At 71.3% G+C, this 21,627-nt stretch carries 22 protein-coding genes and 1 riboswitch; of the genes, 7 read left to right on the top strand and 15 right to left on the bottom strand.

Annotated features, from left to right (window positions below; genetic code table 11):
- The first annotated feature begins 80 nt into the window (after positions 1-80).
- The 4 genes from OG494_RS11910 to OG494_RS11895 all read left to right on the top strand — a co-directional run bounded on the left by OG494_RS11910 (position 81) and on the right by OG494_RS11895 (position 5,067).
- The gene (locus OG494_RS11910) at positions 81-1,436 is read left to right on the top strand and encodes a hemolysin family protein (protein WP_328454909.1); all 1,356 of its coding nucleotides are present in this window, start codon (positions 81-83) and stop codon (positions 1,434-1,436) included.
- Positions 1,433-2,476, top strand: a complete 1,044-nt coding sequence (locus OG494_RS11905; protein WP_328454907.1) for a hemolysin family protein — start codon at positions 1,433-1,435, stop codon at positions 2,474-2,476. Before OG494_RS11910 ends, OG494_RS11905 begins: the two co-directional genes overlap by 4 nt.
- Complete coding sequence (locus OG494_RS11900; RefSeq protein WP_328454905.1) at positions 2,473-3,369, top strand: 3-methyladenine DNA glycosylase; 897 nt, start codon at positions 2,473-2,475, stop codon at positions 3,367-3,369. The genes OG494_RS11905 and OG494_RS11900 overlap by 4 nt, the downstream gene beginning before the upstream one ends.
- A gap of 111 nt (positions 3,370-3,480) precedes the next feature.
- The gene (locus tag OG494_RS11895) at positions 3,481-5,067 is read left to right on the top strand and encodes a hypothetical protein (RefSeq protein WP_328454903.1); all 1,587 of its coding nucleotides are present in this window, start codon (positions 3,481-3,483) and stop codon (positions 5,065-5,067) included.
- Between the two features lie 3 nt (positions 5,068-5,070).
- Here OG494_RS11895 and OG494_RS11890 read toward each other — a convergent pair whose 3' ends face one another.
- Together OG494_RS11890 and OG494_RS11885 are read right to left on the bottom strand one after the other, a co-directional pair.
- Positions 5,071-5,859, bottom strand: coding sequence for an aldo/keto reductase (locus tag OG494_RS11890; RefSeq protein WP_328454901.1), 789 nt, complete (start codon positions 5,857-5,859; stop codon positions 5,071-5,073).
- A 42-nt stretch (positions 5,860-5,901) separates the two neighbouring features.
- Positions 5,902-6,711 (bottom strand): helix-turn-helix domain-containing protein, encoded by an 810-nt coding sequence (locus OG494_RS11885; protein WP_328454899.1) that lies wholly within the window; start codon positions 6,709-6,711, stop codon positions 5,902-5,904.
- 295 nt (positions 6,712-7,006) lie between these two features.
- Here OG494_RS11885 and OG494_RS11880 point away from each other — a divergent pair, with 295 nt between their 5' ends.
- Positions 7,007-7,366, top strand: a complete 360-nt coding sequence (locus OG494_RS11880; RefSeq protein WP_328454897.1) for a nuclear transport factor 2 family protein — start codon at positions 7,007-7,009, stop codon at positions 7,364-7,366.
- Positions 7,367-7,418: 52 nt separating this feature from the next.
- On the opposite strand, the gene OG494_RS11875 is transcribed toward OG494_RS11880, so the two are convergent.
- Positions 7,419-8,573: an NAD-dependent epimerase/dehydratase family protein gene (locus OG494_RS11875; RefSeq protein ID WP_328454895.1), complete on the bottom strand. Its 1,155-nt coding sequence runs from the start codon at positions 8,571-8,573 to the stop codon at positions 7,419-7,421.
- Between the two features lie 179 nt (positions 8,574-8,752).
- Here OG494_RS11875 and OG494_RS11870 point away from each other — a divergent pair, with 179 nt between their 5' ends.
- A complete protein-coding gene (locus tag OG494_RS11870) occupies positions 8,753-9,253 on the top strand; it encodes a GtrA family protein (protein ID WP_328454893.1) in 501 nt (166 codons plus the stop codon).
- A gap of 7 nt (positions 9,254-9,260) precedes the next feature.
- Here the strand turns inward: OG494_RS11870 and OG494_RS11865 are convergent, their stop codons facing one another.
- The 4 genes from OG494_RS11865 to OG494_RS11850 all read right to left on the bottom strand — a co-directional run bounded on the left by OG494_RS11865 (position 9,261) and on the right by OG494_RS11850 (position 16,291).
- Positions 9,261-11,441 carry a glycosyltransferase family 2 protein gene (locus OG494_RS11865; protein ID WP_328454891.1) on the bottom strand — a complete coding sequence of 727 codons (2,181 nt, stop codon included), beginning with the start codon at positions 11,439-11,441 and terminating at the stop codon, positions 9,261-9,263.
- A gap of 8 nt (positions 11,442-11,449) precedes the next feature.
- Positions 11,450-12,397, bottom strand: a complete 948-nt coding sequence (locus OG494_RS11860) for an NAD-dependent epimerase/dehydratase family protein (protein ID WP_328454889.1) — start codon at positions 12,395-12,397, stop codon at positions 11,450-11,452.
- Positions 12,398-12,444: 47 nt separating this feature from the next.
- A complete protein-coding gene (gcvP, locus tag OG494_RS11855) occupies positions 12,445-15,321 on the bottom strand; it encodes an aminomethyl-transferring glycine dehydrogenase (RefSeq protein WP_328454887.1) in 2,877 nt (958 codons plus the stop codon).
- Between the two features lie 249 nt (positions 15,322-15,570).
- A riboswitch (glycine riboswitch) is annotated at positions 15,571-15,670 on the bottom strand.
- 42 nt (positions 15,671-15,712) lie between these two features.
- Positions 15,713-16,291 (bottom strand): MerR family transcriptional regulator, encoded by a 579-nt coding sequence (locus OG494_RS11850; protein ID WP_328454885.1) that lies wholly within the window; start codon positions 16,289-16,291, stop codon positions 15,713-15,715.
- Between the two features lie 278 nt (positions 16,292-16,569).
- On the opposite strand from OG494_RS11850, the gene OG494_RS11845 reads away from it, so the two are divergent.
- Complete coding sequence (locus tag OG494_RS11845; protein WP_328454883.1) at positions 16,570-17,202, top strand: TetR/AcrR family transcriptional regulator; 633 nt, start codon at positions 16,570-16,572, stop codon at positions 17,200-17,202.
- Here the strand turns inward: OG494_RS11845 and trxA are convergent.
- From trxA to OG494_RS11805, 8 genes are all read right to left on the bottom strand, one after another.
- A complete protein-coding gene (gene trxA / locus OG494_RS11840; RefSeq protein WP_328454881.1) occupies positions 17,154-17,540 on the bottom strand; it encodes a thioredoxin in 387 nt (128 codons plus the stop codon). The two genes, OG494_RS11845 and trxA, sit on opposite strands and share 49 nt — an antisense overlap.
- 12 nt (positions 17,541-17,552) lie before the next feature.
- A complete protein-coding gene (locus tag OG494_RS11835) occupies positions 17,553-17,954 on the bottom strand; it encodes a MerR family transcriptional regulator (RefSeq protein WP_328454879.1) in 402 nt (133 codons plus the stop codon).
- A 49-nt stretch (positions 17,955-18,003) separates the two neighbouring features.
- Positions 18,004-18,477 (bottom strand): bifunctional nuclease family protein, encoded by a 474-nt coding sequence (locus OG494_RS11830; RefSeq protein ID WP_009078856.1) that lies wholly within the window; start codon positions 18,475-18,477, stop codon positions 18,004-18,006.
- 216 nt (positions 18,478-18,693) lie between these two features.
- Positions 18,694-19,440, bottom strand: coding sequence for a transcriptional regulator FtsR (ftsR, locus tag OG494_RS11825; protein WP_328454867.1), 747 nt, complete (start codon positions 19,438-19,440; stop codon positions 18,694-18,696).
- On the bottom strand, positions 19,437-19,907 hold the full coding sequence (gene garA, locus OG494_RS11820; protein WP_328454865.1) for a glycogen accumulation regulator GarA: 471 nt from the start codon (positions 19,905-19,907) through the stop codon (positions 19,437-19,439). Before garA ends, ftsR begins: the two co-directional genes overlap by 4 nt.
- Positions 19,908-20,056: 149 nt before the next feature.
- A complete protein-coding gene (gene gcvH, locus OG494_RS11815) occupies positions 20,057-20,443 on the bottom strand; it encodes a glycine cleavage system protein GcvH (protein WP_328454863.1) in 387 nt (128 codons plus the stop codon).
- Between the two features lie 100 nt (positions 20,444-20,543).
- Positions 20,544-21,167 carry a CDP-alcohol phosphatidyltransferase family protein gene (locus tag OG494_RS11810; protein WP_328454861.1) on the bottom strand — a complete coding sequence of 208 codons (624 nt, stop codon included), beginning with the start codon at positions 21,165-21,167 and terminating at the stop codon, positions 20,544-20,546.
- Between the two features lie 23 nt (positions 21,168-21,190).
- Positions 21,191-21,394, bottom strand: a complete 204-nt coding sequence (locus tag OG494_RS11805; RefSeq protein ID WP_328454859.1) for a hypothetical protein — start codon at positions 21,392-21,394, stop codon at positions 21,191-21,193.
- Positions 21,395-21,627: the final 233 nt, after the last annotated feature.

Here is a 21,627-nt window from a genome sequence, read left to right as displayed (position 1 = left end):
TCACCCGGTGACAGTACCGGGCCGGGTGACCGACCCGGCTGTCCGATAGGTTCGCCCACCGCCGTTCCGGCGGGTGTGGAATGACCCAAATCCTCTTCGCCGTCCTCGGCGTCTTCGTCTTCGTGCTGCTGACGGTCGGCACCGGGCTCGCCGTCGCGGCCGAGTTCTCGCTGACCGCGCTGGAGCGCAGCACGGTCGACGCCAACGTCCGCCAGGTCGGCGACCGACGCTCGCTGACCGTGCAGAAGGCCCACCGGACGCTCTCGTTCCAGTTGTCCGGCGCCCAGGTCGCGATCACCCTGACCACGCTCATCACCGGTTACCTCGCCGAGCCGCTGATCGGGGAGCTGGTCCGGCCGCTGCTCACCGGCATCGGCCTGCCGACGGCGTTCGCGGCCGGCGCGTCGGTCGTGCTCGCCCTGGTCATCGCCACCTCCCTGTCGATGATCCTCGGCGAGATGGTGCCGAAGAACCTGGCGATCGCCCGCCCGCTGCCGACCGCCCGCGCGGTCACCGGCTACCACTCGCGGTTCTCGCTGCTGTTCCGCTGGCTCATCACCCTGATGAACAACAGCGCCAACTTCCTGGTGCGGAAGTTCGGCGTCGAGCCGCAGGAAGAGCTGCGGTCCGCGCGGTCGCCGCAGGAGCTGGGCTCGATCGTGCGCTCCAGCGCCGAGAGCGGCACGCTCGACACGTCCACCGCGGAGCTGCTGGACCGCTCGCTGAGGTTCGGCGAGCGCACCGCGGAGGAGCTGATGACGCCGCGCGTGCAGCTGGAGGCGCTCGAGGTGGACGACACCATCGAGGACCTCATCGCCATCTCGAGCCGCACCGGGTTCTCGCGGTTCCCGGTGCACGCCGACGACCTCGACGACGTCCGCGGCGCGGTGCACGTGAAGCAGGCCTTTGCGGTGCCCGCCGCCGAGCGGGCGAACGTGCCGATCGGCTCGGTCATGCGGCCGGTGCCGACCGTGCCCGAGTCCCTGCCGGGTGACGACCTGCTCAACCGCCTGCGCGACTCGCGGTTCCAGCTGGCGATCGTCGTCGACGAGTACGGCGGCACGGCCGGGCTCGTGACGTTGGAGGACGTGGTCGAGGAGATCATCGGCGACGTCCGCGACGAGCACGACGACCGCGAGGCCCCCGCGTCGCAGCAGGTCGGCACCGACAGCTGGCTGGTGTCCGGGCAGCTGCGCCCCGACGAGGTCACCGACGTCACCGGGTTCCGGATGCCGGACGGCGACTACGAGACCATCGCCGGGCTCATCCTCGAGCGGCTGGGCAAGATCCCCTCCGAGGGTGACGCCGCCGAGGTCGACGGCTGGCGGCTCACCGTGACCACGATGGACAAGCGCCGCGTCGCCGAGGTCGAAGTGGCCCCGGTCCGCGACGCCGAGCCGGCCGAAAAGACCGCCGAAAGCGAGGTGGCCTCGTGAGCGACTGGCTGAACATCCTCCTCGTGGTGCTCCTGCTGCTGACCAACGCCTTCTTCGTGGGCGCGGAGTTCACGCTGATCTCGTCACGGCGGGACAGGCTCGAAGCGCTGCTGGAGCAGGGCAAGACGCGCGCGAAGATCGTGATCAACGCGAGCAAGCACGTGTCGCTGATGCTGGCCGGCGCGCAGCTGGGCATCACCATCTGCTCGCTGCTGCTCGGCCGCCTCGGCGAGCCCGCCGTCGCGCACCGGCTCTCGGCGTTCTTCGACCTGCTCGGCCTGCCCGAGAGCCTGCTGCACCCGATCTCGTTCGCCATCGCGCTGGCCTTCATCACCGTGCTGCACGTGCTGATCGGCGAGATGGTGCCGAAGAACCTCGCCATCGCCGAACCCGAGAAGCTCGCGCTCTGGCTGGTGCCGGTGCACGTCGGCTGGGTCAAGATCGCGAACCCGTTCATCTGGCTGCTGAACTTCGTCGCGAACTCGCTGCTGCGTGCGGTGAAGGTCGAGCCGAAGGACGAACTGGAGACGGCCTACACGTCCGACGAGCTGGCCGAGCTGCTCAGCGAGTCGCGCCGGGAGGGCCTGATCGACCAGTCCGAGCACCGGCGGCTCACGCAGACGCTGTCCTCGGTCCAGAAGACGGTGTCCGACGTGCTGGTGCCGACGGCCGACCTGACGACGCTGCCGTGCGCGCCGACCCTCGGCGACGTCGAGCGGGTCGTCTCCTCGACCGGCTTCTCGCGCTTCCCGGTGTGCACCGACGACGGCCGGCTGACCGGCTACATCCACGTGAAGGACGTCCTCGACCTGGCCGGCGAGGACCCGGCGACGATGGTGCCGGCGTCGAAGACGCGGCAGCTGACCGAGCTGCGGGCCGACGCGCGGCTGGACGTCGCGCTCTCGGCGATGCGCAAGGAGGGCAGTCACCTGGCGCGGGCCCTCGACACCACCGGGAACGCGGTCGGCGTCGTCGCGCTCGAGGACCTCGTCGAGGAGTACGTGGGCACCGTGCGCGACGGCACCCACGTGGGCGCATGACCGAGGTCGACGTGCTCGCCGAACCGGACTGGCTGGCCCGGGAGGCGGCGCACGCCGAGCGGGTGCGGCGGTGGACGGTCCCGCACCAGGAGCGCAAGTCCCGGGGCGAGAAGCACCCGGTGCTGGACTTCCTGTTCACCTACTACTCGCACCGGCCGGGGCACCTCGAACGCTGGCAGCCGGGGCCCGGCGTCGCGCTCGCCGGGCCCGCGGCGCGGCGTTTCCTCGACCGGAAGGGGTACGTCGAAACGCCGGACGGCGTCGTCCTCGACCCGGCCGGGTTCACCGAACGCAAGGCGCGGACGGCCGAGTTCGTGCTCGGCCTGCTCAGCGCGACGGCCTCACGCGCGCCCCGGCTGAGCTGTTTCGGGTTGCACGAGTGGGCGATGGTCTATCGCGAACCGGCCGATTCCGTGCGTCACGACCAGGTTCCGCTCCGGCTCGGGTCCCCGGGCACCGACGCCGTCGTCGAGTCGCTGGACATCCGCTGCGGGCACTTCGACGCGTTCCGGTTCTTCACCCCGCCGGCGCGGCCCCGCAACGAGCTGGAGCCGACCCGGGCGGCGCAGGTCACCCTGGAGCAGCCGGGATGCCTGCACGCCAACATGGACCTCTTCAAATGGGCGTACAAGCTCGACCCGTACGTCCCCGCGGAGCTCGTCGCCGACTGTTTCGAGCTCGCGGCCGAGATCCGGGAGCTGGACATGCGGGCGAGCCCGTACGACCTCGCGGACCTCGGTTACCCGCCGGTGCGGATCGAGACGGCCGCGGGACGGGCCGAGTACGCTCGCGCGCAGGCCGGGTTCGCCCGCCGATCGGCCCCCTTGCGTGCTCGCCTGATCGCGCACTGCCATAGCCTGGTCAGCCCAGCAGGGCGGCCTCCGCGAGCGTGACACAACTGTGAGTTAGATTATTCCCGGCCCGTTGCTCACCTGTTAGGGTGATAACGGTTTGATTGCATAGCAGCGCGTACTTGGGCTGCTCTTTACGCCGAAAGGATGACGATGGGGCGACACGCCCGGCCCGACGAGCCGGTGCCACACCCGCTGGACCACGCCGGGGCGAAGCGCGTCCCCGTCGAGGGCCCGGGAGCCGTCCCGCAGCGTCCGAACCCGGCCGAGCCCCCCGCGCGGCGGCGGAACGCCGGCCGTGGCGAGTCGACCGGCGCGTCCCGGATGCCCGGCCGGCGTGGTAACTCGGGGTCCTCGCGGACCGCCGACCCCACCGAAACCACCACCGTCATCCCGGCCACCGGCGCCACCCCTGCCCCCGCTCCCGGCCACACCGAGGACACCGGCTGGTTCCGCAAGCCGAGCGAGGACTCCGGCGCGTTCCGGAGCGCCGGCCGGACCGAGGCCCCCGGTGCCCCGCGCGCTCCCCGCCGCGGCGAGAACACCGGCACCTTCCGCACCGAAACCCCCGAGCCGCCCCGCTCCCCCGGCCGGGGCGAAGAATCCGGGACTTTCCGCGCCGCCCGCCGCGGCAAGAACACGGGCACCTTCCCCACCCCCGACGAGGCCGCCGCGCCCGAAACCGGCGCCCCCCGCCGCGGCGAAGAATCCGGGACTTTCCGCGCCGCCCGCCGCGGCAAGAACACCGGGGCTTTTCCGACCCCCGACGAGATCGCGACGCCCGAAGCGACCCGCTCCCGCCGCGGCGAAGAATCCGGGACCTTCCGAGCGGCCGGCCGTGGCGGGAACACCGGTTCGTTCCAGGCCACCGACGAGAGCGCCGCGCCCGAGCCGACCGGCACCACCCGCGCCGCACGCCGCGGCGAGAACACCGGTTCGTTCCGCGCCGGGCGCCGGGGCGAGAACACCGGCTCCTTCCGCGCCGCCGGCCGCGGCGAGCCGACGGGGACTTCCCACGTCCCCGGCCGGAGCGAGAGCACCGGCCCGCACCGGAGCGACGACACCGGCTCCCACCGGACCGCCGCCCGGAGCGAGGACACCGGCACCCAGCGGACCCTCGGCAAGGGCGCCGAGGCGACCGGCTCGCACCGCATCGTCGGCAAGAAGGCCCCGCGCCGCAAGATCGCCGGCTGGCCGATCGCCTGCCTCGTGCTCGCCGCCCTGATCGGGCTCGGCATCGTCGGCTGGAACTGGGCCGACAGCGAGCTCAACAGCCGCGCCGAGGCCCAGGCCGCCAGCTGCTCCAGCGGCACGTCGCACATGCGCGTGATCGTCACCCCGAGCGTGCAGAAGCCGCTGACCGCCGCGGCCGACCGCTGGAACCAGGCCGCCACCGTCGTCCACGGTCAATGCGTGCACGTGATGATCGAGGCCAAGGCTTCGTCGCAGGTGCTCGACGCGCTGGTCGGCCGGGCCAACCTCAACGCGATCGGCGGCCTTCCCACCGCCTGGCTGCCCGAGTCGACGTACTGGATCAGCGAGCTGAACACCAAGAGGCCCGAGATGATCGGCTCCCCCGCCCAGTCGGTCGCCACCGCGCGGTCGGCGGACTACCCGTTCGTCGGGCTGACCGGGCCGGGTATCGACGACACCCTGCTGCGCGCGGCCCAGACGTTCCGCGAGTACCTCGAGCAGCCCGCCCAGCAGGCCGACTTCGCCGCCGCGGGCATCAAGGCCTGACGCTCAGGCCGGCCCCACGCGGGTGCCGTTGTCGAGCTCGGCCACGAACGCGACGTCGTCGTCGGCCAGCTCGAAGTCGAACACGCCGAAGTGCTCCCGGGTCCGGGTCGTGGTGGCGGACGCGACCACGACGACCGTGCCGCCCTGCAGGTGCCACCGCAGGACGATCTGGGCCGGGGTCTTGCCGTACTTCGCCGCCAGCGCGGTGACCGTCTCGTCGGACAGCAGCGCGCTGTTCGCGGCCGGGCTCGACGCAGCGGTCGAGATGCCGTGCTCGTCGTGGAACTCGCGCAGCGGCACCTGCTGCAGCCAGGGGTGCAGCTCGACGAGGTTCACCGCGGGGACGATGCCGGTGGCGTCGATCAGCCGGCGCAGCTCGGCCGCGCTGAACCCCGCCACGCCGATCGCGCGGGCGCGGCCGTCGGCGCGCAGCCGGGACAGCGCGCGCCAGGTGTCGGTGAACGCTCCGTTCGTGCCGTCCACCAGGGCCAGGTCGACCCGTTCGGCCTGCAGGCCGGCCAGGGCCCGGTCGGCCGCTCGGCGGGTGGCGTCGTAGCCCTGCACGGGCACCTTGACGCTCACGAACACGTCCTCGCGCGGCACGTCCGACGTCGCGAGCACCGCGCCCACGGCCTCCTCGGTGCCCGGTGCGGTGTCGATGCCGCGGTGGCCGGTGTCGAGGGCGATGCGGACGGCGCGGCCGGTCTCGGCGGCGCTCAGTCCGGTGACACCGAACAGCAGCTGGGGGATGCGGACTCCGTCGGACAGGGCTAGCGAAGGCGGAACGGCCATCAACCGGTGATCCTCACTTCGGGTGCTGCGCGAGAGTCCCCATCATCCCACCCGGGCGGCCCGCTCGCGCAGGTACGCGGCCGTCGCCGGGTCGGCCGGGAAGAACGACTCGATCACGAGCTCGGCCACGGTGACGTCCAGCGGGGTGCCGAACGTGGACACCGTGCTGAAGAACGTCAGATCGGTGCCTTCGTGGCGGAAGACCAGCGGCACGAAGATGTCACCCGGTCCGGGGACCTCCACTTCGGGCACCGGCTGGTCGCACGGGTACCCGCGCAGCTCGGCCAGCAGGTCGGCGAGGCCGGCGTCCGCGGTCTGGCCGACCTGGCGCCGCAGCCGGCCGAGCAGGTGGGCGCGCCACTCCCCCAGGTTCCGGATGTGCGGCGCCATGCCTTGCGGGTGCAGCGTCGCGCGGAGCACGTTGGTCGTCAGCTCGGGCGCCAGGCCACCGACGAACAGGCCGGTGGCGGCGTTGGCGTCGACGAGGTTCCAGTTCCGGTCCACGACGGCGGCCGGGTACGGCTCGTGCCCGGTGAGCAGCTGCCGCACGGCCTGCCGGACGGCGCTCATCTCGGGATCCCCCAGCGCGCTCTCGGTGTAGGCGGGCGCGAACCCGGCGGCGAGCAGCAGCCGGTTGCGCTCCCGCAGCGGGACGTCGAGGTGCTCCCCGAGCCGCAGCACCATGTCCCGGCTCGGCTTGGACCGCCCGGTCTCCACGAAGCTGAGGTGGCGGGTGGAGATGTCGGCGGAGATCGCCAGGTCCAGCTGGCTGATCCGCCGCCGATCCCGCCATTCCCGCAGCAGCTCACCCACCGGCCGCTGCCGCGCGGCCGCCTGCACCGAAGTCGTCACGGGAGCGACGCTACGACGATCACCGGCGCGCGGCCATTACTTCGGGGGTAATGGCTCGGTGGGCAACCGGCAGGACGAGCATCGGTGGCACAGCCCGAGACGGCTGGTGTCTCTTCCGCGCCGGCGAGCTGGCGCGATCTGATCCGGAACCCACCGGCCGTCGGATCGGAGCCCGCAGGCGGGGCCGTCGCGGCATTACCTCGCGCGTAATCGACGCGCCGCCGCCCGGGCGCCACAGTGGATCTCAGCGACGGACGACGACAACCCGTTGTCCCCCAGCAAAAGGGAGCATCCCATGACCGACGTGCGGACCATTGTGGAGCAGTACATCGCCGTGTGGAACGAGACCGACTCCGGCAAGCGGCGGGCGCTCATCGCCGACGTCTTCACCGACGGCGCCGGCTACACCGACCCGCTCGGCGCCGTCCGGGGGCACGACGGGATCGACCGGTTCGTGGCCGGGGCGCAGGCGCAGTTCGGCGGGCTCACCTTCAGCCTGCCCGCCGAGCCCGACGCCCACCACGACCTCGCGCGGTTCCAGTGGTACCTCGGCACCCCCGGCGCCGAGCCGGTCGCGATCGGGTTCGACGTCGTGGAACTCGAAGACGGCAAGATCGCCGACGTCCACGGCTTCCTCGACAAGATGCCCGGCTGAACGCGCGCGAAAGGCGGGCTCCCCGCGAGGAGGAGCCCGCCTTCGGCTCGGCTCAGCTCTTGAGCGCGCCCCGCCAGCGGACGGTCGGGCGCAGCTTGTCCATGTTCACGCGGTGCTTGTTGGCCCCGACGATGTCGAACATCGACTCGATGAGCGTGTCCGACAGCAGGTGCGGCTCCAGGCCGAGGCCGACCAGGCCGGTGTGCTTCACGTTGTAGTAGTGCTCCGGGGCCTCGGTCCGCGGGTTCTCCAGCTGCTCGATCTGCACCGGGCCGGGGAACCGCTCGGCGACGAGGTCGGCGATCGCGGCGACCGACATGCTCTCGGTCATCTGGTTGAACACGCGGAACTCGCCCGCCTCGGCCGGGTTCTCCACGGCGAGCCGGATGCACTCCACGGTGTCGCGGATGTCGATCAGGCCGCGGGTCTGCGCGCCCTTGCCGTACACCGTCAGCGGCTGTCCCAGCACCGCCTGGATGACGAACCGGTTGAGCACCGTGCCGAACACGGCGTCGTAGTCGAAGCGGGTGGCCAGGCGCGGGTCCAGCGCGGTCTGCGGGGTCCGCTGGCCGTACACGACGCCCTGGTTGAGGTCCGTGGCCCGCAGCCCCCAGGCGCGGCACGTGAACTCGATGTTGTGCGAGTCGTGGACCTTGGTCAGGTGGTAGAACGAACCGGGCCGTTTCGGGAACAGCACGCGGTCCTTGCGGCCGTTGTGCTCGAGGTCGAGCCAGCCTTCTTCGATGTCGACGTTCGGCGTGCCGTATTCGCCCATCGTGCCCAGTTTGACCAAGTGGATCGAGGGGTCGATTTCGGCGATCGCGTACAACAGGTTCAGGTTGCCGACCACATTGTTGTGCTGCGTGTACACGGCGTGTTCGCGGTCGATCATCGAATAGGGCGCGGACCGCTGCTCGGCGTAGTGGACGACGGCGTCGGGCGCGAAGTCGCGGACGGCGTCGAAGAGGAAGTCCGCGTCGAGCAGGTCACCTTCGTAGCTGGTGATGCGCCGTCCGGACACCTCCTCCCACGCGGCGATCCGGTCCGTGAGCGACTCGATGGGGACCAGGCTTTCGACGCCGAGCTCGACGTCGTAGCCGCGGCGGGCCATATTGTCGAGAACGGCCACCTCGTGGCCTTTGTCCGATAAGTGCAACGCGGTGGGCCAGCCCAGATAACCGTCACCGCCGAGAACCAGCACTCGCATTGTGCCGCCTTTCCTGCTCGTTTACGCGGCAAGCATGCTGATTCCACTCAGTAGCAGAGGCTTGCAAGAACCCGACGCTATCGATCACGTGCTGATGAGCACCTGGCAATGAGCTGTGAATCTCCTATGCATAGGGGGGTCGGACGGCGGCGCGCGCGACCCGCGGGGAGGATGGGCGCATGACGACCGTAACCGGCGATGTGCGCCAGCGCACAGCGGAGACACCGACGCGACGCCGGGGCTGGGCCCGGCTGGGCCGCGCCGCGGTGACCTCCGTCGCCGCCACGGTCCTCAGCCAGGTCGTCCTGCTCGCCGTGCTCGCCGGCGGCGGCGTCCCGGTGCTGGCCAGCACGCTCGCCTGGGCCGCCGGCGCGGTGCTGAACTTCGTGGTCACCCGCCGCTGGGTGTGGGGCCGCACCGGTCGCCCCCGCGTCCGCCGCGAGCTGCTCCCCTACCTCGCGGTGATCGGCCTCGGCGGCCTCGCCTCGGTGGGCCTGACGACCCTGGCGGGCTCACTGCTGACCCCGCTGAACCTGCCCCACGTGTGGTGGGTCGTGCTGGTCGACGGCGCGTACGTGGCCAGCTACGCGCTGGTGTTCGTCGTCAAGTTCACCCTGCTCGACAAGCTGGTGTTCGGCCGCGACGCGGCGCGCGCCCCGGCCCCCACGTCAGCGCCGTGACCAGCGGCTACGCGCTCGTCTTCACCCCGCGCGACGTCCGTCCGCGGCGCAGGACGTAGCCCCGCCACCACGTCCCCGTCATGACTCTCGCGTAGTTGGCGCCGTAGACGACGCTGCCGCCCTTCTTGCTCTTGCCCGCCTTGCGCAGCCGCATGCTCATCGGCAGCTCGACCACCCGGGAACCGCGCGCGGTGATGCCGAGCATCAGCTCCGACGACTGGTACTGCGGCTCGTTGAGCGGGACCGAGCACGCCAGCTCGGCGCGCATCGCCCGGAAGCCGAACGACGTGTCCGTGATCCGGCGCCGGGTCAGCACCGACGCCAGCACCGCGAACACCCGGACGCCGAGCCAGCGGACGCGGCTGTCGGCCTCCTCGTGGCCCAGGCGGCGGGAGCCGGTGACGAAGTCCGCCGTGCCGTCGACGACCGGACCGGCCAGGGCCTCGAGCTCGCTGTTGTCGTACTGGCCGTCCGCGTCGGTGGTCACGATGTACTCGGCGCCGGACTCCGCCGCGAGGTGGTAGCCGAGGCGCAGCGCGGCACCCTGGCCGCGGTTGCGCGGCGCGACGCAGACGTACGCCCCGTGGTCCTCGGCGATGGCCGCCGTGTCGTCGGTGCCGCCGTCGACGACGACGAGCACGTCCACCGGCAGGCCCAGGCACTCGTCCGGCATCTTCTCGAGCACCCCGCCGATGCCGCCGGCTTCGTTGTAGGCGGCGATGACCACGACCAGCGACGACATCCGCAGGTCGGGGTGGCGGCCGCGGAAGTCGTCGAGCGCGCCCGTGTCGACGTCGTCGGGGAAGGCGCCCAGGCGTTTCCGGCTGGCCGAAGTGAGCGTCGTGAAGCCGAGCGCGCCCGCGACCGGCAGCAGCACGAGTGCCGGGATCTGGTAGCGCCAGGAGAACAGGAACACCGCCGAGGCGAACAGCAGGATCAGCCCGCTCGACGCCGCCAGCAGCGCGCCCGCGCGGGCCGCGTCGAGGGGCCGCTTGCGCCGGAACACCGTCAGCAGCCCCAGGAGCGCGCCGATGCCGAACACCGCGCCCGGGACGTAGCCGCCGTTCAGCTGGTAGTCGCGCAGGAAAGCGGCCAGCGGCTCGTCCACGCTCGCGACGACGCCGTCGTTCTGCAGCGTGACCAGGTCGATCAGGGACCGGTCGGCCCACTGCGGGTAGGTGAGCTGGAACTGCCAGCGGTCCAGCGGGACGTCGGTCGGGTCCTGCTCGCGGGTCCAGGCGAAGCTCTTGGCGAAGTCGTCCAGGACCGCGCCCGCGACGTCGCCGGGCTGGGCCTTGAGCACCTCGATCGCGAACCGGTGCGCGAGCGCCGCCTTGTCCGCGCCGGGCGGCAGCGGGCCGGGCCAGTTCGGGTCGAGGTCGGCGTGGGTGTAGTTGTCCACGAGCCGCGTCTCGCGCGGTTCGGCCGGGCAGAACACCTGCAGCTCCGGCGCCAGGTGCAGGTTCGCGCAGTCGGCGACGGCGGCGGTGCGGCCGTAGAGCATGTTCCCCGACGGCCCGGTCAGGCCCCACTTGCCGGTCTCGGAGTGCAGCCGCGCGGAGTAGGGCACGACCACGACGAGGATCCCCAGCAGGCCGGCGCCCGCGCGGCGCCAGCCCGCCCAGTACCGCCACGCGCCCCCGGCGACGACCAGGTAGACCAGCAGCGGCAGGGCCAGCGAGATGCCGATCAGCCGCACGAGCACGGCGAAGCCGACGAGCAGCCCCGCGATCCCGGCACGCTTCCAGCCGGGGGCGCCGCGGCCGAGCAGCACCCAGAGCAGCCCGAGCAGCACCGCCTCGAAGACGACCTCGGACATGACGTTCTGCTCGATCTGCAGCTGGTAGGCGTCGAGCAGCACCGGGGCCGCGGCGAGCGCGCCGACCCACGGGCGGCCGCCGAGGCGCAGCACGAGCGCGTAGACGCCGATCGCGATCAGCAGGCCGCCGGCGTGCTGCGCGGCCGCGACCCACGCCAGGCCGCCGACCGCCAGCAGCGGGCGCAGCACCAGGTCGTACCCGATCGGGTCGAGCTGGTCGGCGCGCAGTGCGTGCAGGTTGTCGATGTAGCGGAACGAGTCGATGTAGAGCAGGGCCGGCCGGTAGGCGAGCCAGGTGAGCACCCGCAGGACGATCGCCGGGACCAGCAGCAGGAGCAGAAGCCAGTGGCGGCGGAGGAAACCGGACACGCCCGCGGTCACTCCGTCGCGTTCGGACGCTCGAGACCGGAGAAGTACTTCCACGCCGTGGCGAGCCCGTCGGTCAGGGACATCGACGGCCGGTAGCCGATCGTCTCCGCGCTGCCCGAGACGTCGACGACCACCGCGGGCATCTCCCCCGCCGGCGCGTCGACGTGCTGCACCGGCAGCTCCGCGCCGGTCACCTCGCGCACGGCTTCGACCATTTCCAGCACCGAAACCGACTTGCCGGCGCCGACGATCGCGGTGCCGGAGTAGCCGCTGTCGACGGCCAGGGTGATCGCGTGGACGACGTCGTCGACGTGCACGAGGTCGCGACGCTGCTGCCCGTCGCCGTAGACGCGGACGCCGGTGCCGTTCAGCGCCGCGCGCATCATCCGCGGCACGAAACTGTCCTTGTGGGACATTCCCGGTCCGTAGACGTTGGTGAACCGCAAGGCACACGTCGTCATGCCGTACGCGCCCGCGTAGCCGGACAGCAGCATTTCGCACGCCGCTTTGGTGGCGCCGTAGGGCGTCAGCGGCCGCGGCGGCAGGTCCGGCGTGATGGTCGCGCCGCCGACGTTGCCGATCACCGCGTTCGTCGACGCGAGCACGAAGCCCGGCACTTCGAGGCGCCGGGCCAGTTCCAGCAGTTCCTGCGTCACGAGGACGTTGTCGGCGAAGGTCTGCTCCGGCAGTTCGACCGAGCGCAGCACGGAAGTCAGCGCGGCGAGGTGCACGATGGCCGCGGTCTCCGGCGTGACGGCCTCTTCGCGGACGGCCGCGTCGCGGAGTTCGCCGGTCACCACGCGGACGCCGGCCGGCTCGTCCGGGAACGGCACCCGGTCGACGACGGTCACCGGAACGCCCCGCTCGCGGAAGGCACGCACGACGGCGCGGCCGATGAAGCCGCTGCCCCCGGTCACGACCACGGACGTCCGATCCGGACCACCACCACTCGCCATGGCGCCAACCTACCTCCCGCCCCTGTGAGGCCGGCGCAAGCCCGGACCTAGGCGAACGCCTCCGGCGGCGGGCAGGAACAGACGAGGCTCCGGTCACCTGCCGCGCCGTCGATGCGACGCACCGGCGGCCAGATCTTCGCCGCGCCGACGCCGGCCGGGAACACCGCCGTTTCGCGGCTGTAGGGCCGGTCCCACTCGCCGGTGACGCAGCGCGCCGTGTGCGGCGCGTGCCGCAGGGGCGAGTCCGCCAGAGGCCACTCCCCCGCCGCGACCCGGTCGATCTCGGCGCGGATCGCGATCATCGCCGCGCAGAAACGGTCCAGCTCGGCCAGGTCCTCGCTCTCGGTCGGCTCCACCATGAGCGTGCCCGGGACCGGGAACGACATCGTCGGCGCGTGCAGGCCGTAGTCCGCCAGCCGCTTGGCGACGTCGTCGACCGTGACGCCGGTGGCCTTCGTCAGCGGGCGGAGGTCGAGGACGCACTCGTGCGCGACGAGTCCTTCGTGGCCGGCGTAGAGCACCGGGTAGTGCTCGCCGAGCCGCCGCGCGACGTAGTTGGCGTTGGCCACCGCGACGAGCGTCGCCCGGCGAAGCCCGGACGCGCCCATCATCCGGATGTACGCCCACGAGATCGGCAGGATCGACGCGCTGCCCCACGGCGCCGCGCTGACCGGGCCGACGCCGGTCGCCGGTCCCGCGGCGGGCTGCAGCGGGTGGTTCGGCAGGAATGGCGCGAGGTGCGCGCGGACGCCGATCGGGCCGACACCCGGCCCGCCGCCGCCGTGCGGGACGCAGAACGTCTTGTGCAGGTTGAGGTGCGAGACGTCGGCGCCGAACCGGCCGTACTGCGCCACGCCGATGAGGGCGTTGAGGTTGGCGCCGTCGACGTACACCTGGCCGCCGGCGTCGTGCACCAGCGCGCAGACCTCGCCGACGGTGTCCTCGTAGACCCCGTGCGTCGACGGGTAGGTGATCATGACGGCCGCGAGGTCGGCGCGGTGCTCGTCCACTGTGGACTTCAGGTGCCCGAGGTCGATGTTGCCGCCGTCGTCGCAGCGGACCACGACCACGCGCATGCCGGCCATCACGGCACTGGCGGCGTTGGTCCCGTGCGCGCTGGCCGGGATCAGGCAGACGTCGCGCTCCCCCTCGCCGCGCGAGCGGTGGTACGCGCGGATGGCCAGCAGGCCGGCGAACTCACCCTGGCTGCCGGCGTTGGGCTGCAGGGAAACCGCGTCGTAGCCGGTGATCCGGGCCAGCCAGGCCTCGAGGTCCGCGACGACCGTCAGCAGGCCCGCGGCGTCGTCGGCCGGCGCGAACGGGTGCAGGCCGGCGAACTCCGGCCAGGTGACCGGTTCCATCTCCGCGGTGGCGTTGAGTTTCATCGTGCACGAGCCGAGCGGGATCATGCTGCGGTCGAGCGCGACGTCCTTGTCGGACAGTTCCCGCAGGTACCGCAGCAACGCGGTTTCGGACCGGTGGGCGTGGAAGACCGGGTGGCCCAGGAACGCGCTCGTGCGCCGCAGTGGCGCCGGGAGCGCGTCGGCGGTGTCCTCGTCCAGGCCGTCCACATCGGACACCGAGACGCCGAACGCCTTCCACACCAGCGAAAGCCGTTCGCGTGTGGTCGTCTCGTCGCAGGCGACGCCGACGTGGTCGTCGTCGATCCGCCGCAGGTTCAGCCCGAGGTCACGGGCCGTGGCGACGACCTCGGCCGCGCGGCCCGGCACCGCCGCGGTGATCGTGTCGAAGAACTCGCCGTGCACGACTTCGACCCCGCCCTCGCAGAGGCCGGCCGCGAGCACGGTCGCCATCCGGTGGGCCCGCAGCGCGATCCCGCGCAGCCCGTCGGGGCCGTGGTAGACCACGTACATCGACGCCATCACGGCCAGCAGGACCTGCGCGGTGCAGATGTTCGACGTCGCTTTCTCGCGGCGGATGTGCTGCTCGCGGGTCTGCAGGGCCAGCCGGTACGCGGGCGCGCCGTCGGCGTCCTTCGCGACGCCGACCAGCCGCCCGGGCAGCTGCCGCTCCAAACCCCGGCGGACGGCCAGGTACGCCGCGTGCGGCCCGCCGAAGCCCAGCGGGACGCCGAACCGCTGCGTCGAGCCGATCGCGACGTCGGCGCCCAGCTCGCCGGGCGGCCGCAGCAACGTCAGGGCGAGCGGGTCGGCGGCGACGATCACCGCCGCGCCGTGCTTCTTGGCGTCGGCGATGGTGAAGTCGAACTCGCGGACCGCGCCCGAGGCGCCCGGGTAGGCCAGCAGGATGCCGAAGAAGTCGCCGCCGAGGCCGAGGCCGGTCAAGCCCTGGGACAGGTCTTCGACGACCAGCTCGATGCCCAGCGGCTCGGCACGGGTCCGGAGCACGGCGAGGGTCTGGGGCAGGGTGTCCTCGTCGACGACGAACCGGTGGGACGCCGATTTGCCGGCACGGCGGACGAGCGTCATCGCCTCGGCCGCGGCGGTGGCCTCGTCGAGCAGGGACGCGTTCGCGACGGGCAGGCCGGTCAGGTCGGCGATCATCGTCTGGAAGTTGAGGAGCGCTTCGAGCCGGCCTTGCGAGATTTCCGGCTGGTAGGGCGTGTAGGCGGTGTACCAAGCCGGGTTCTCGAGCACGTTGCGGCGGATCACCGGCGGGGTCACGGTGTCGTGGTAGCCGAGGCCGATCATCTGGGCCATCGGCCGGTTCCGCGCGGCCAGCGCCCGCAGTTCGGCGAGCGCCTGGGCTTCGGTAGCCGCGGGCGGCAGGTCGAGAGGCTCGGCGGACGCGCGCAGCGACTCGGGAACGGCCCGCTCGGCGAGTTCGTCGAGGGAGGCGACGCCGATGACGTCGAGGATGTGGCGGAGTTCGTCCGGACCGGGCCCGATGTGCCGGTCAGCGAAGGGAATGCCCTGTTCCAGAGAGGCGAGTGACGGCTCCACGACGGCCTCCTGCGAACATGACCACGGCCGGGGGGTCCGGGGGCAGAGCCCGCCGGGCGGGGCGTGGGGGTTGCACCCCCACAAAACACCAGGTAGGCGACGGGCGAGCCTGCGAGCCCGAAGCCGTACCCTCCCCACTCTGTCCGTACCCCGAAGGGGCGCCTGAGAGTTTCGCCCGAGGTTGAGCCGGGCTTGCACCGTCGGCGGGGCCATCAGGCTGTGTCCTGACGACCCGCTTTCCAGAGGCGTCTAGACCGCGCGGTCCAGGGTGCCTGAGAGGTTCCGGGGAGGATTTGCTCCTTCGGCGCCGGACTCGAGGTTGTGGTCCGGACTCTCCCGCGCGGTTTCGTCGACTGCCCGGATCACCTTACTCCGGCTGCCGCGGAGATGATCACCCGGTACGACGGGCGTTGCGGCGCTGGGTGAGCTCGTCCGGTTCGTGCGCCTCGACGATGCCACCGTCGGCGCGTTCGGCCGGGAACTCGTGGATGGTGCCGCTGATCTCCTGCATCGCCCCGCTGACCGCGATGCCGAACACGCCCTGGCCGCCCTGGAGCAGATCGACGATCTCCTCCGGCGAGGTGCATTCGTAGACCGTGGTGCCGTCGGAGAACAGGGTGACCTTCGCGAGGTCGCGGACCCCGCGGACGGACAGGTGGTCGACCGCGACCCGGATGTTCTGCAATGAGACCCCGGTGTCCAGCAGCCGCTTGACGACCTTGAGGACCAGGATGTCCTTGAACGAGTACAGCCGCTGCGAGCCGGAGCCGTGCGCGGTGCGGATACTGGGCGCGATCAGCTTCGTCCGGGCCCAGTAGTCGAGCTGACGGTAGGTGATCCCGGCGATCTGGCACGCGGCCGGACCGCGGTAGCCCACGAGCTCGTCAGGCAGCGAGTCGTCGGGGAACAGTTCACCCTGCTCACCAGCCGCGACCTGAACAGGCTGCTTCTCGGAACCAGCCTCGACCACGCAAGCCTCCCCTCGCCCGACCAGGCGGCCGGCGAATGACAGCCGGACAGGACCCAGAGCGGGACCCACCGGAGATCAACCGCCACGATCCGGCCCCAGACCGTGAATCACATCGTGGCGATTTACCTCCTTCGACGGTAAGCGCCCGGACAGGGCCGGTCAACGCGACGCGCGGCAAGCCTCAACGGTCGGATGAGCGTTTGAGCCGTTCGCCGTACCCCGGAGGCAGTGGTTCAAACCTCCTGGACGCTTTTACTCAGTCGTGTTAATTTTTACTCATGCAAGTAAAGACCGAACTCATGGCCGAACTGGGCCTCAGCGTGACCGAGGCCGCGCGCCGCGCGCAGATCCTCGGCGCGACGATCGGCGTCATCAACGACCTCGGGTACCGCAAGGCCACGTTCGCCAAGATCCGCGAACGCGCCGGGCTCAGCAGCACCCGGATGATCTCGTACCACTTCACCAACAAGGCCGGCCTGATGCAGGCGGTGCTGAGCACGGTCGTCGAGACGAAGAACGCGTTCCTCCGGGAACGCACCGGCGGCGGCCTGGACCCGGCCGACCGTGCCGGCTACCTGCGGGCGCACATCGAGACGTCGATCGCGTTCCTGCGCGCGTACCCGGATTGCGTGCGGGTGCTGACGGAGATGGCCGCCAACGCCGACGACGCCGAGAACTGGGCGATGACGAAGGTCCTGGTCGACGACATGCGGGTGCACGGCCTGGCCCGCCAGCTCAAGCAGGGCCAGGCCGAGGGCGCGTTCGGCGCGTTCACACCCGAGGTGATGGCGATGTCGATCGCCCAGGCGATCGACGGCGTGGCGGCGGCCTACACGGCCGACCCGTCGCTGGACCTGGAGCTCTACGGCCGGGAGGTCGCCGACACGTTCGCCCGGGCGACCGCTCCCTGAGCGTCGAGGGCCCGGTCGAGGCGTTCCTCGAGCCGGGCCTTCGGCTGCGCCCCCACGACGGTCAGCACCGGCTCACCGCCCGAGAAGAGGATCATCGTCGGCAGCGACATGACCTGGTACGCGCGGGTCGCCTCCGGGTTCTCGTCCGAGTTGATCTTGCGCACGGCGAGGGTACCGGCGCGTTCGCGGGCCAGCTCGGCCAGCACGGGCGCGATCATCCGGCACGGCGGGCACCAGGTGGCCCAGAACTCGACCAGCACCGGGACGTCGCCGCCCAGCACCTCGGCGGCGAACGTCGCATCGGTGACGTCAGTGACCTCTGGGGCGATTTCGGACATGACAGGGCTCCTTCAGAGACGTTCGGGGACGACGCACGGATCAGGCGCGAGGCCCGGCTCCTGCCGGGCGAGGGCCTCGGCGAGCTTCACGGCGAGTTCGGCGCGGATCGCGCCGAGGCGGGCGAGGACCGCGTCGGCCTCCGCGAGCTTGCGCCGGTACATCTCGATCGAGCTCGGGCAGGAGTCGCCGGTCTCGTGGCCGCTGCGCAGGCAGTCGACGAAGGGCCTCGTCTCGTCGAGGGACAGGCCGACCGTCTGCAGCTTCAGGATCTCCGTGACCAGCTGGAGGTCGTCCTCGTCGTACTCGCGGTAGCCGTTCGCCGCGCGACGGGCCGCGAGGAGGCCCTGGTCCTCGTAAAAGCGAAGCGCACGGGTAGTCGTACCCGTGCGCTTGGCCAGCTCTCCGATCCGCATGCCCCGACGGTAGACGTTGACGTCGGCGTCAAGGCAAGCGCGAAGCGGCTTAGGTGTCCGCTCCGCGGAAGTCTTCCGGGGAGACCGAGTCGAGGAACTCGCGGAACTTCTCGACCTCGTCCTCCTGCTCGTCCGGGATGATCAGGCCGGCCTCTTCCAGCACCGCGTCCACGGCGTGGATGGGGACGCCGATCCGCAGGGCCAGCGCGACCGAGTCGCTCGGCCGGGCGGACACCCGGATGTCGCCGTCGAAGACGAGTTCGGCGAAGAACGTGCCTTCCTTCAGGTCGGTGATCACGACCTGCTCCAGCTCGCGGCCCAACGCCCCGATGACCTCTTTCAGCAGGTCATGGGTGAGCGGGCGGGCGGGGCGGACCCCTTGCTGCTCCAACGCGATGGCGGTCGCTTCGACCGAGCCGATCCAGATCGGCAGGTACCGTTCGCCTTCGGTTTCCCGCAGCAGCAAGATCGGCTGATTCGCGGGCAGCTCGACCCGCACACCGACGACGCGCATTTCGCTCATCGGGCTTCGCCTCCCTCTCGTGCACACGGGCTTCAGCGCTGGAACCGCACTGCGCCGTTCACTCCCGACGCTACCCGTCATCCGTGCGCTGTGCTCGCTGTCGGACACTCTCGGCTCGCCTACCGCAAACCGTTGTTCTCACGGTACGGCATGAGGTGCCGAACATTCAGTCATTGACATGGGACCGCAAAGAAGATCTCACCGCCCCGTTACGGCTCAACAACCCGTGGCGCCACGGATTCCGGCCTTCACGAGGAGCGTGTGCAGGGTCACCGACAGTGCCGCGAGCTCCCGGACCACCTCGTCGGCCCGCGCTTTGGCCTCCGGGTCACGATGCCGGTACACCGGGGTCACGATCTGCTCCAACAGCCCGACCTCGCGGTCGGCCGCGGCACGGAAGGCGCGCAGATGTCTCGGCTCGATACCGAATTCGGTCAGCGCCTTCACCGTGCGCGCGACCAGCACCGCGTCCGGGTCGAAGAACCCCGCAGGACCGGACCGGACCAGGCCGTACTGCTGCAGTTCGGCCAGGGCGGGCGCGTCGATGCCGGCCTGCGCCAGGAGCTCCTCCTGGGTCAGGCGCAGCTCCCGGCCGGCGGCGAAGTCGTCCGCCACCGGCAGGCCGACGTTGTCGGCCGGCGCGTCGATCGGCACCAGCCGGCGCGGCGGGCGCGGCAAGGCCGCGACGGGCCCGGCACCCGAGTCCGCCGCGTCCAGCTGCTCCTTGATGACCTTCAACGGGAGGTAGTGATCCCGCTGGGCGGCCAGGACGAACTTGAGCCGCTCCACGTCCGCCGCGGCGAACTGCCGGTAACCCGAGGGCGTCCGGCCCGGTTGGACCAGGCCTTCCGCCTCGAGGAACCGGATCTTGGAGATGGTGACGTCGGGGAAGTCGTGGCGCAGCTGCGCCAGGACCGCCCCGATGCTCAACCCGTCCCGTTGTGGCCGCCCGGCCGCCGTCACTGCGCCCCCTGGCCCCCGTGCCCCGGGCCGGTCAGGAAGACCAGGCGGAACTTCCCGATCTGGACTTCGTCGCCGCCGGCGAGGACGGCCTGGTCGACCGGCTCGCGGTTGACGTAGGTGCCGTTGAGGCTGCCGACGTCGATGACGACGAACTCCCCGCCTTCACGCCGGAACTCGGCGTGCCGCCGCGAAACCGTGACGTCGTCCAGGAAGATGTCGCTGTCCGGGTGACGCCCGGCGCTGGTGGTGTCGCGGTCGAGCAGGAAGCGCGAGCCCGCGTTCGGGCCCCGCTTCACGACCAGCAGAGCCGAACCCGCGGGCAGGGCGTCGACGCCCTGGACCGGGGCTTCGGCGGCCGGGGCGGACTCGCGGCCTTCGGCTTCGGCCAGGAAGTCGGCCCGGAAGACAGAGGTCCGCTCCGGAGACTGCTCCGGGGGAACGCCGCCCGGCCCGTCGTTCGTGCTCACCTGAGCTCTCCTCCACACATGCTGTGTTGCCAGTACTTCAAGAACGTGTAGCCGCCAACGTACCGTGCCTGATCGCTTCTCCGAGCCCCGGGATCCCGAACCGTGAGCGAATGGCCCCGACCGGCCGGAATCCGAGGTCGGCCGGGGGTTCAGCCCTTGATCAACGCGTCGTACGCCTCGGCTTCGAGCAGGGCTTCGAGCGCCGACGGGTCGTCGAGCCGGATCTCGATCAGCCAGCCCTCGCCGTAGGGGTCGCTGTTGATCAGTTCGGGCGAGTCGGCGACCGCGTCGTTGACGGCGACGATCTCGCCGTCGACCGGCGCGAACAGCTCCGAAACGCTCTTCGTCGACTCGACCTCGCCGAAGACGTCGCCCCCGCCCACCTGGCGGCCGACCTCGGGCAGGTCGACGAACACGACGTCGCCGAGCTGGTCCTGCGCGTACTCGGTGATGCCGATCCGGACGAGGGTGTCCTCGCCGCGGGTCGCGACCCACTCGTGTTCCTCGGTGTAGCGAAGCTCTTCAGGAACGGACACCGCCGGTCCCCTTTCATGCCCTCACTGGCGAAATCTGCTGGGCGAAGTCTTACACCCACTCGGCCCAGCAGCTCGGCACGACCCGGCGGAACGGTCGCGCTCAGTCGCCGGCGGCCCCGCGCAGCGCGGTCCGCGCCTGCACGACGTAGAGGACACCGGACCAGACGTAGAGGACGCCGCCCCAGATCGTGAAGGCGTAGCCGATGGGCCGGGACACCGCCGCGACGTCCGAGCCGCCCTGCGCGAGCAGCAGGAACGGGAAGGCGTACATCAGGACGAAGGTCGCGCCCTTGCCGATGTAGGTGACCTCCGGCGGCGCGAAGCCGCGGCGGCGCAACGTCAGGACGCACACGCCGAGAACGGCTTCGCGCAGCACCAGCGGGACCACGACCCACCAGGGGATGATCTCGCGGACCAGGAACGCGACGAGCGTCGCGAGGATGTAGAGCCGGTCGGCCGCCGGGTCCAGCAGCGCGCCGAGCCGCGACATCTGGTTGAGCCAGCGGGCCAGCTTGCCGTCGAGCCAGTCGGTCAGCGCGCTGAACACGAGCACCGCGAGCGCCCAGCCGTCCTCCTCCGGGCCGAGCAGCAGCCAGAGGAAGACCGGCACGCCGGCCAGCCGCAGCAGCGACAGCATGTTGGGGACGTTGAAGGCCTGTCGCAGCAGCGACGGCTCGGCGCTCGGGGTGTTCGCTTGAGCTGGTTCTGGGGCGGCTGTGCTCACCAGCCCACCCTAGAGCTCGGGGCTCAGCACGCGCGGCGGTGGCTCCAGCCGCGTCGCTGCAGTTCGGCGCTGCTCAGGGCCTCGGGACGGCCGCGGCCGTCGGTGCCCACCCAGCGGGCCCGGCCGGGCCCGGACTCGAGGACGTACGGGCGGCCGCAGCACCAGATGACGGTGTTGGGGACGGTCGGCGGGCGGGACGGTTCTTCGGTGCTGGTGACGGCGTTCATCGCTCTCACGGGGTCGGGGCGGGGTATCGGGGACGGGAAGCTCGCCGGCTTCCACTCGGATCGTCGGCACCCGGAGCCGGGATGTTAACGGCGGCAGCGGGAATTAGACCGATCGATTCTTGATGGCAGCCTTGTGTATCGGAGCGTGAACGGGATGTTAACCGTCCACTGTGGACACACAAACGGGAGCCACCGGACACGCCCGCCACCCGGCTGGAGTAATCTCCGGCACA

Origin of the sequence: Amycolatopsis sp. NBC_00438, from assembly GCF_036026695.1 — a bacterium.
Classification (GTDB): Bacteria; Actinomycetota; Actinomycetes; order Mycobacteriales; family Pseudonocardiaceae; genus Amycolatopsis.
The sequence above is the reverse complement of the archived record's forward strand: the minus strand, read 5'-3'. Positions and strand labels throughout refer to the sequence as shown.

Excerpts from the sequence above, each read along its gene's own strand:
- OG494_RS11910 (WP_328454909.1), top strand. The coding sequence starts at position 81 with ATGACCCAAATCCTCTTCGCCGTCCTCGGCGTCTTCGTCTTCGTGCTG.
- OG494_RS11900 (WP_328454905.1), top strand. The coding sequence starts at position 2,473 with ATGACCGAGGTCGACGTGCTCGCCGAACCGGACTGGCTGGCCCGGGAG.
- OG494_RS11895 (WP_328454903.1), top strand. The coding sequence starts at position 3,481 with ATGGGGCGACACGCCCGGCCCGACGAGCCGGTGCCACACCCGCTGGAC.
- OG494_RS11890 (WP_328454901.1), bottom strand. The coding sequence starts at position 5,859 with ATGGCCGTTCCGCCTTCGCTAGCCCTGTCCGACGGAGTCCGCATCCCC.
- OG494_RS11880 (WP_328454897.1), top strand. The coding sequence starts at position 7,007 with ATGACCGACGTGCGGACCATTGTGGAGCAGTACATCGCCGTGTGGAAC.
- OG494_RS11875 (WP_328454895.1), bottom strand. The coding sequence starts at position 8,573 with ATGCGAGTGCTGGTTCTCGGCGGTGACGGTTATCTGGGCTGGCCCACC.
- OG494_RS11870 (WP_328454893.1), top strand. The coding sequence starts at position 8,753 with ATGACGACCGTAACCGGCGATGTGCGCCAGCGCACAGCGGAGACACCG.
- OG494_RS11860 (WP_328454889.1), bottom strand. The coding sequence starts at position 12,397 with ATGGCGAGTGGTGGTGGTCCGGATCGGACGTCCGTGGTCGTGACCGGG.
- OG494_RS11845 (WP_328454883.1), top strand. The coding sequence starts at position 16,570 with ATGCAAGTAAAGACCGAACTCATGGCCGAACTGGGCCTCAGCGTGACC.
- trxA (WP_328454881.1), bottom strand. The coding sequence starts at position 17,540 with ATGTCCGAAATCGCCCCAGAGGTCACTGACGTCACCGATGCGACGTTC.
- OG494_RS11835 (WP_328454879.1), bottom strand. The coding sequence starts at position 17,954 with ATGCGGATCGGAGAGCTGGCCAAGCGCACGGGTACGACTACCCGTGCG.
- OG494_RS11830 (WP_009078856.1), bottom strand. The coding sequence starts at position 18,477 with ATGAGCGAAATGCGCGTCGTCGGTGTGCGGGTCGAGCTGCCCGCGAAT.
- OG494_RS11805 (WP_328454859.1), bottom strand. The coding sequence starts at position 21,394 with ATGAACGCCGTCACCAGCACCGAAGAACCGTCCCGCCCGCCGACCGTC.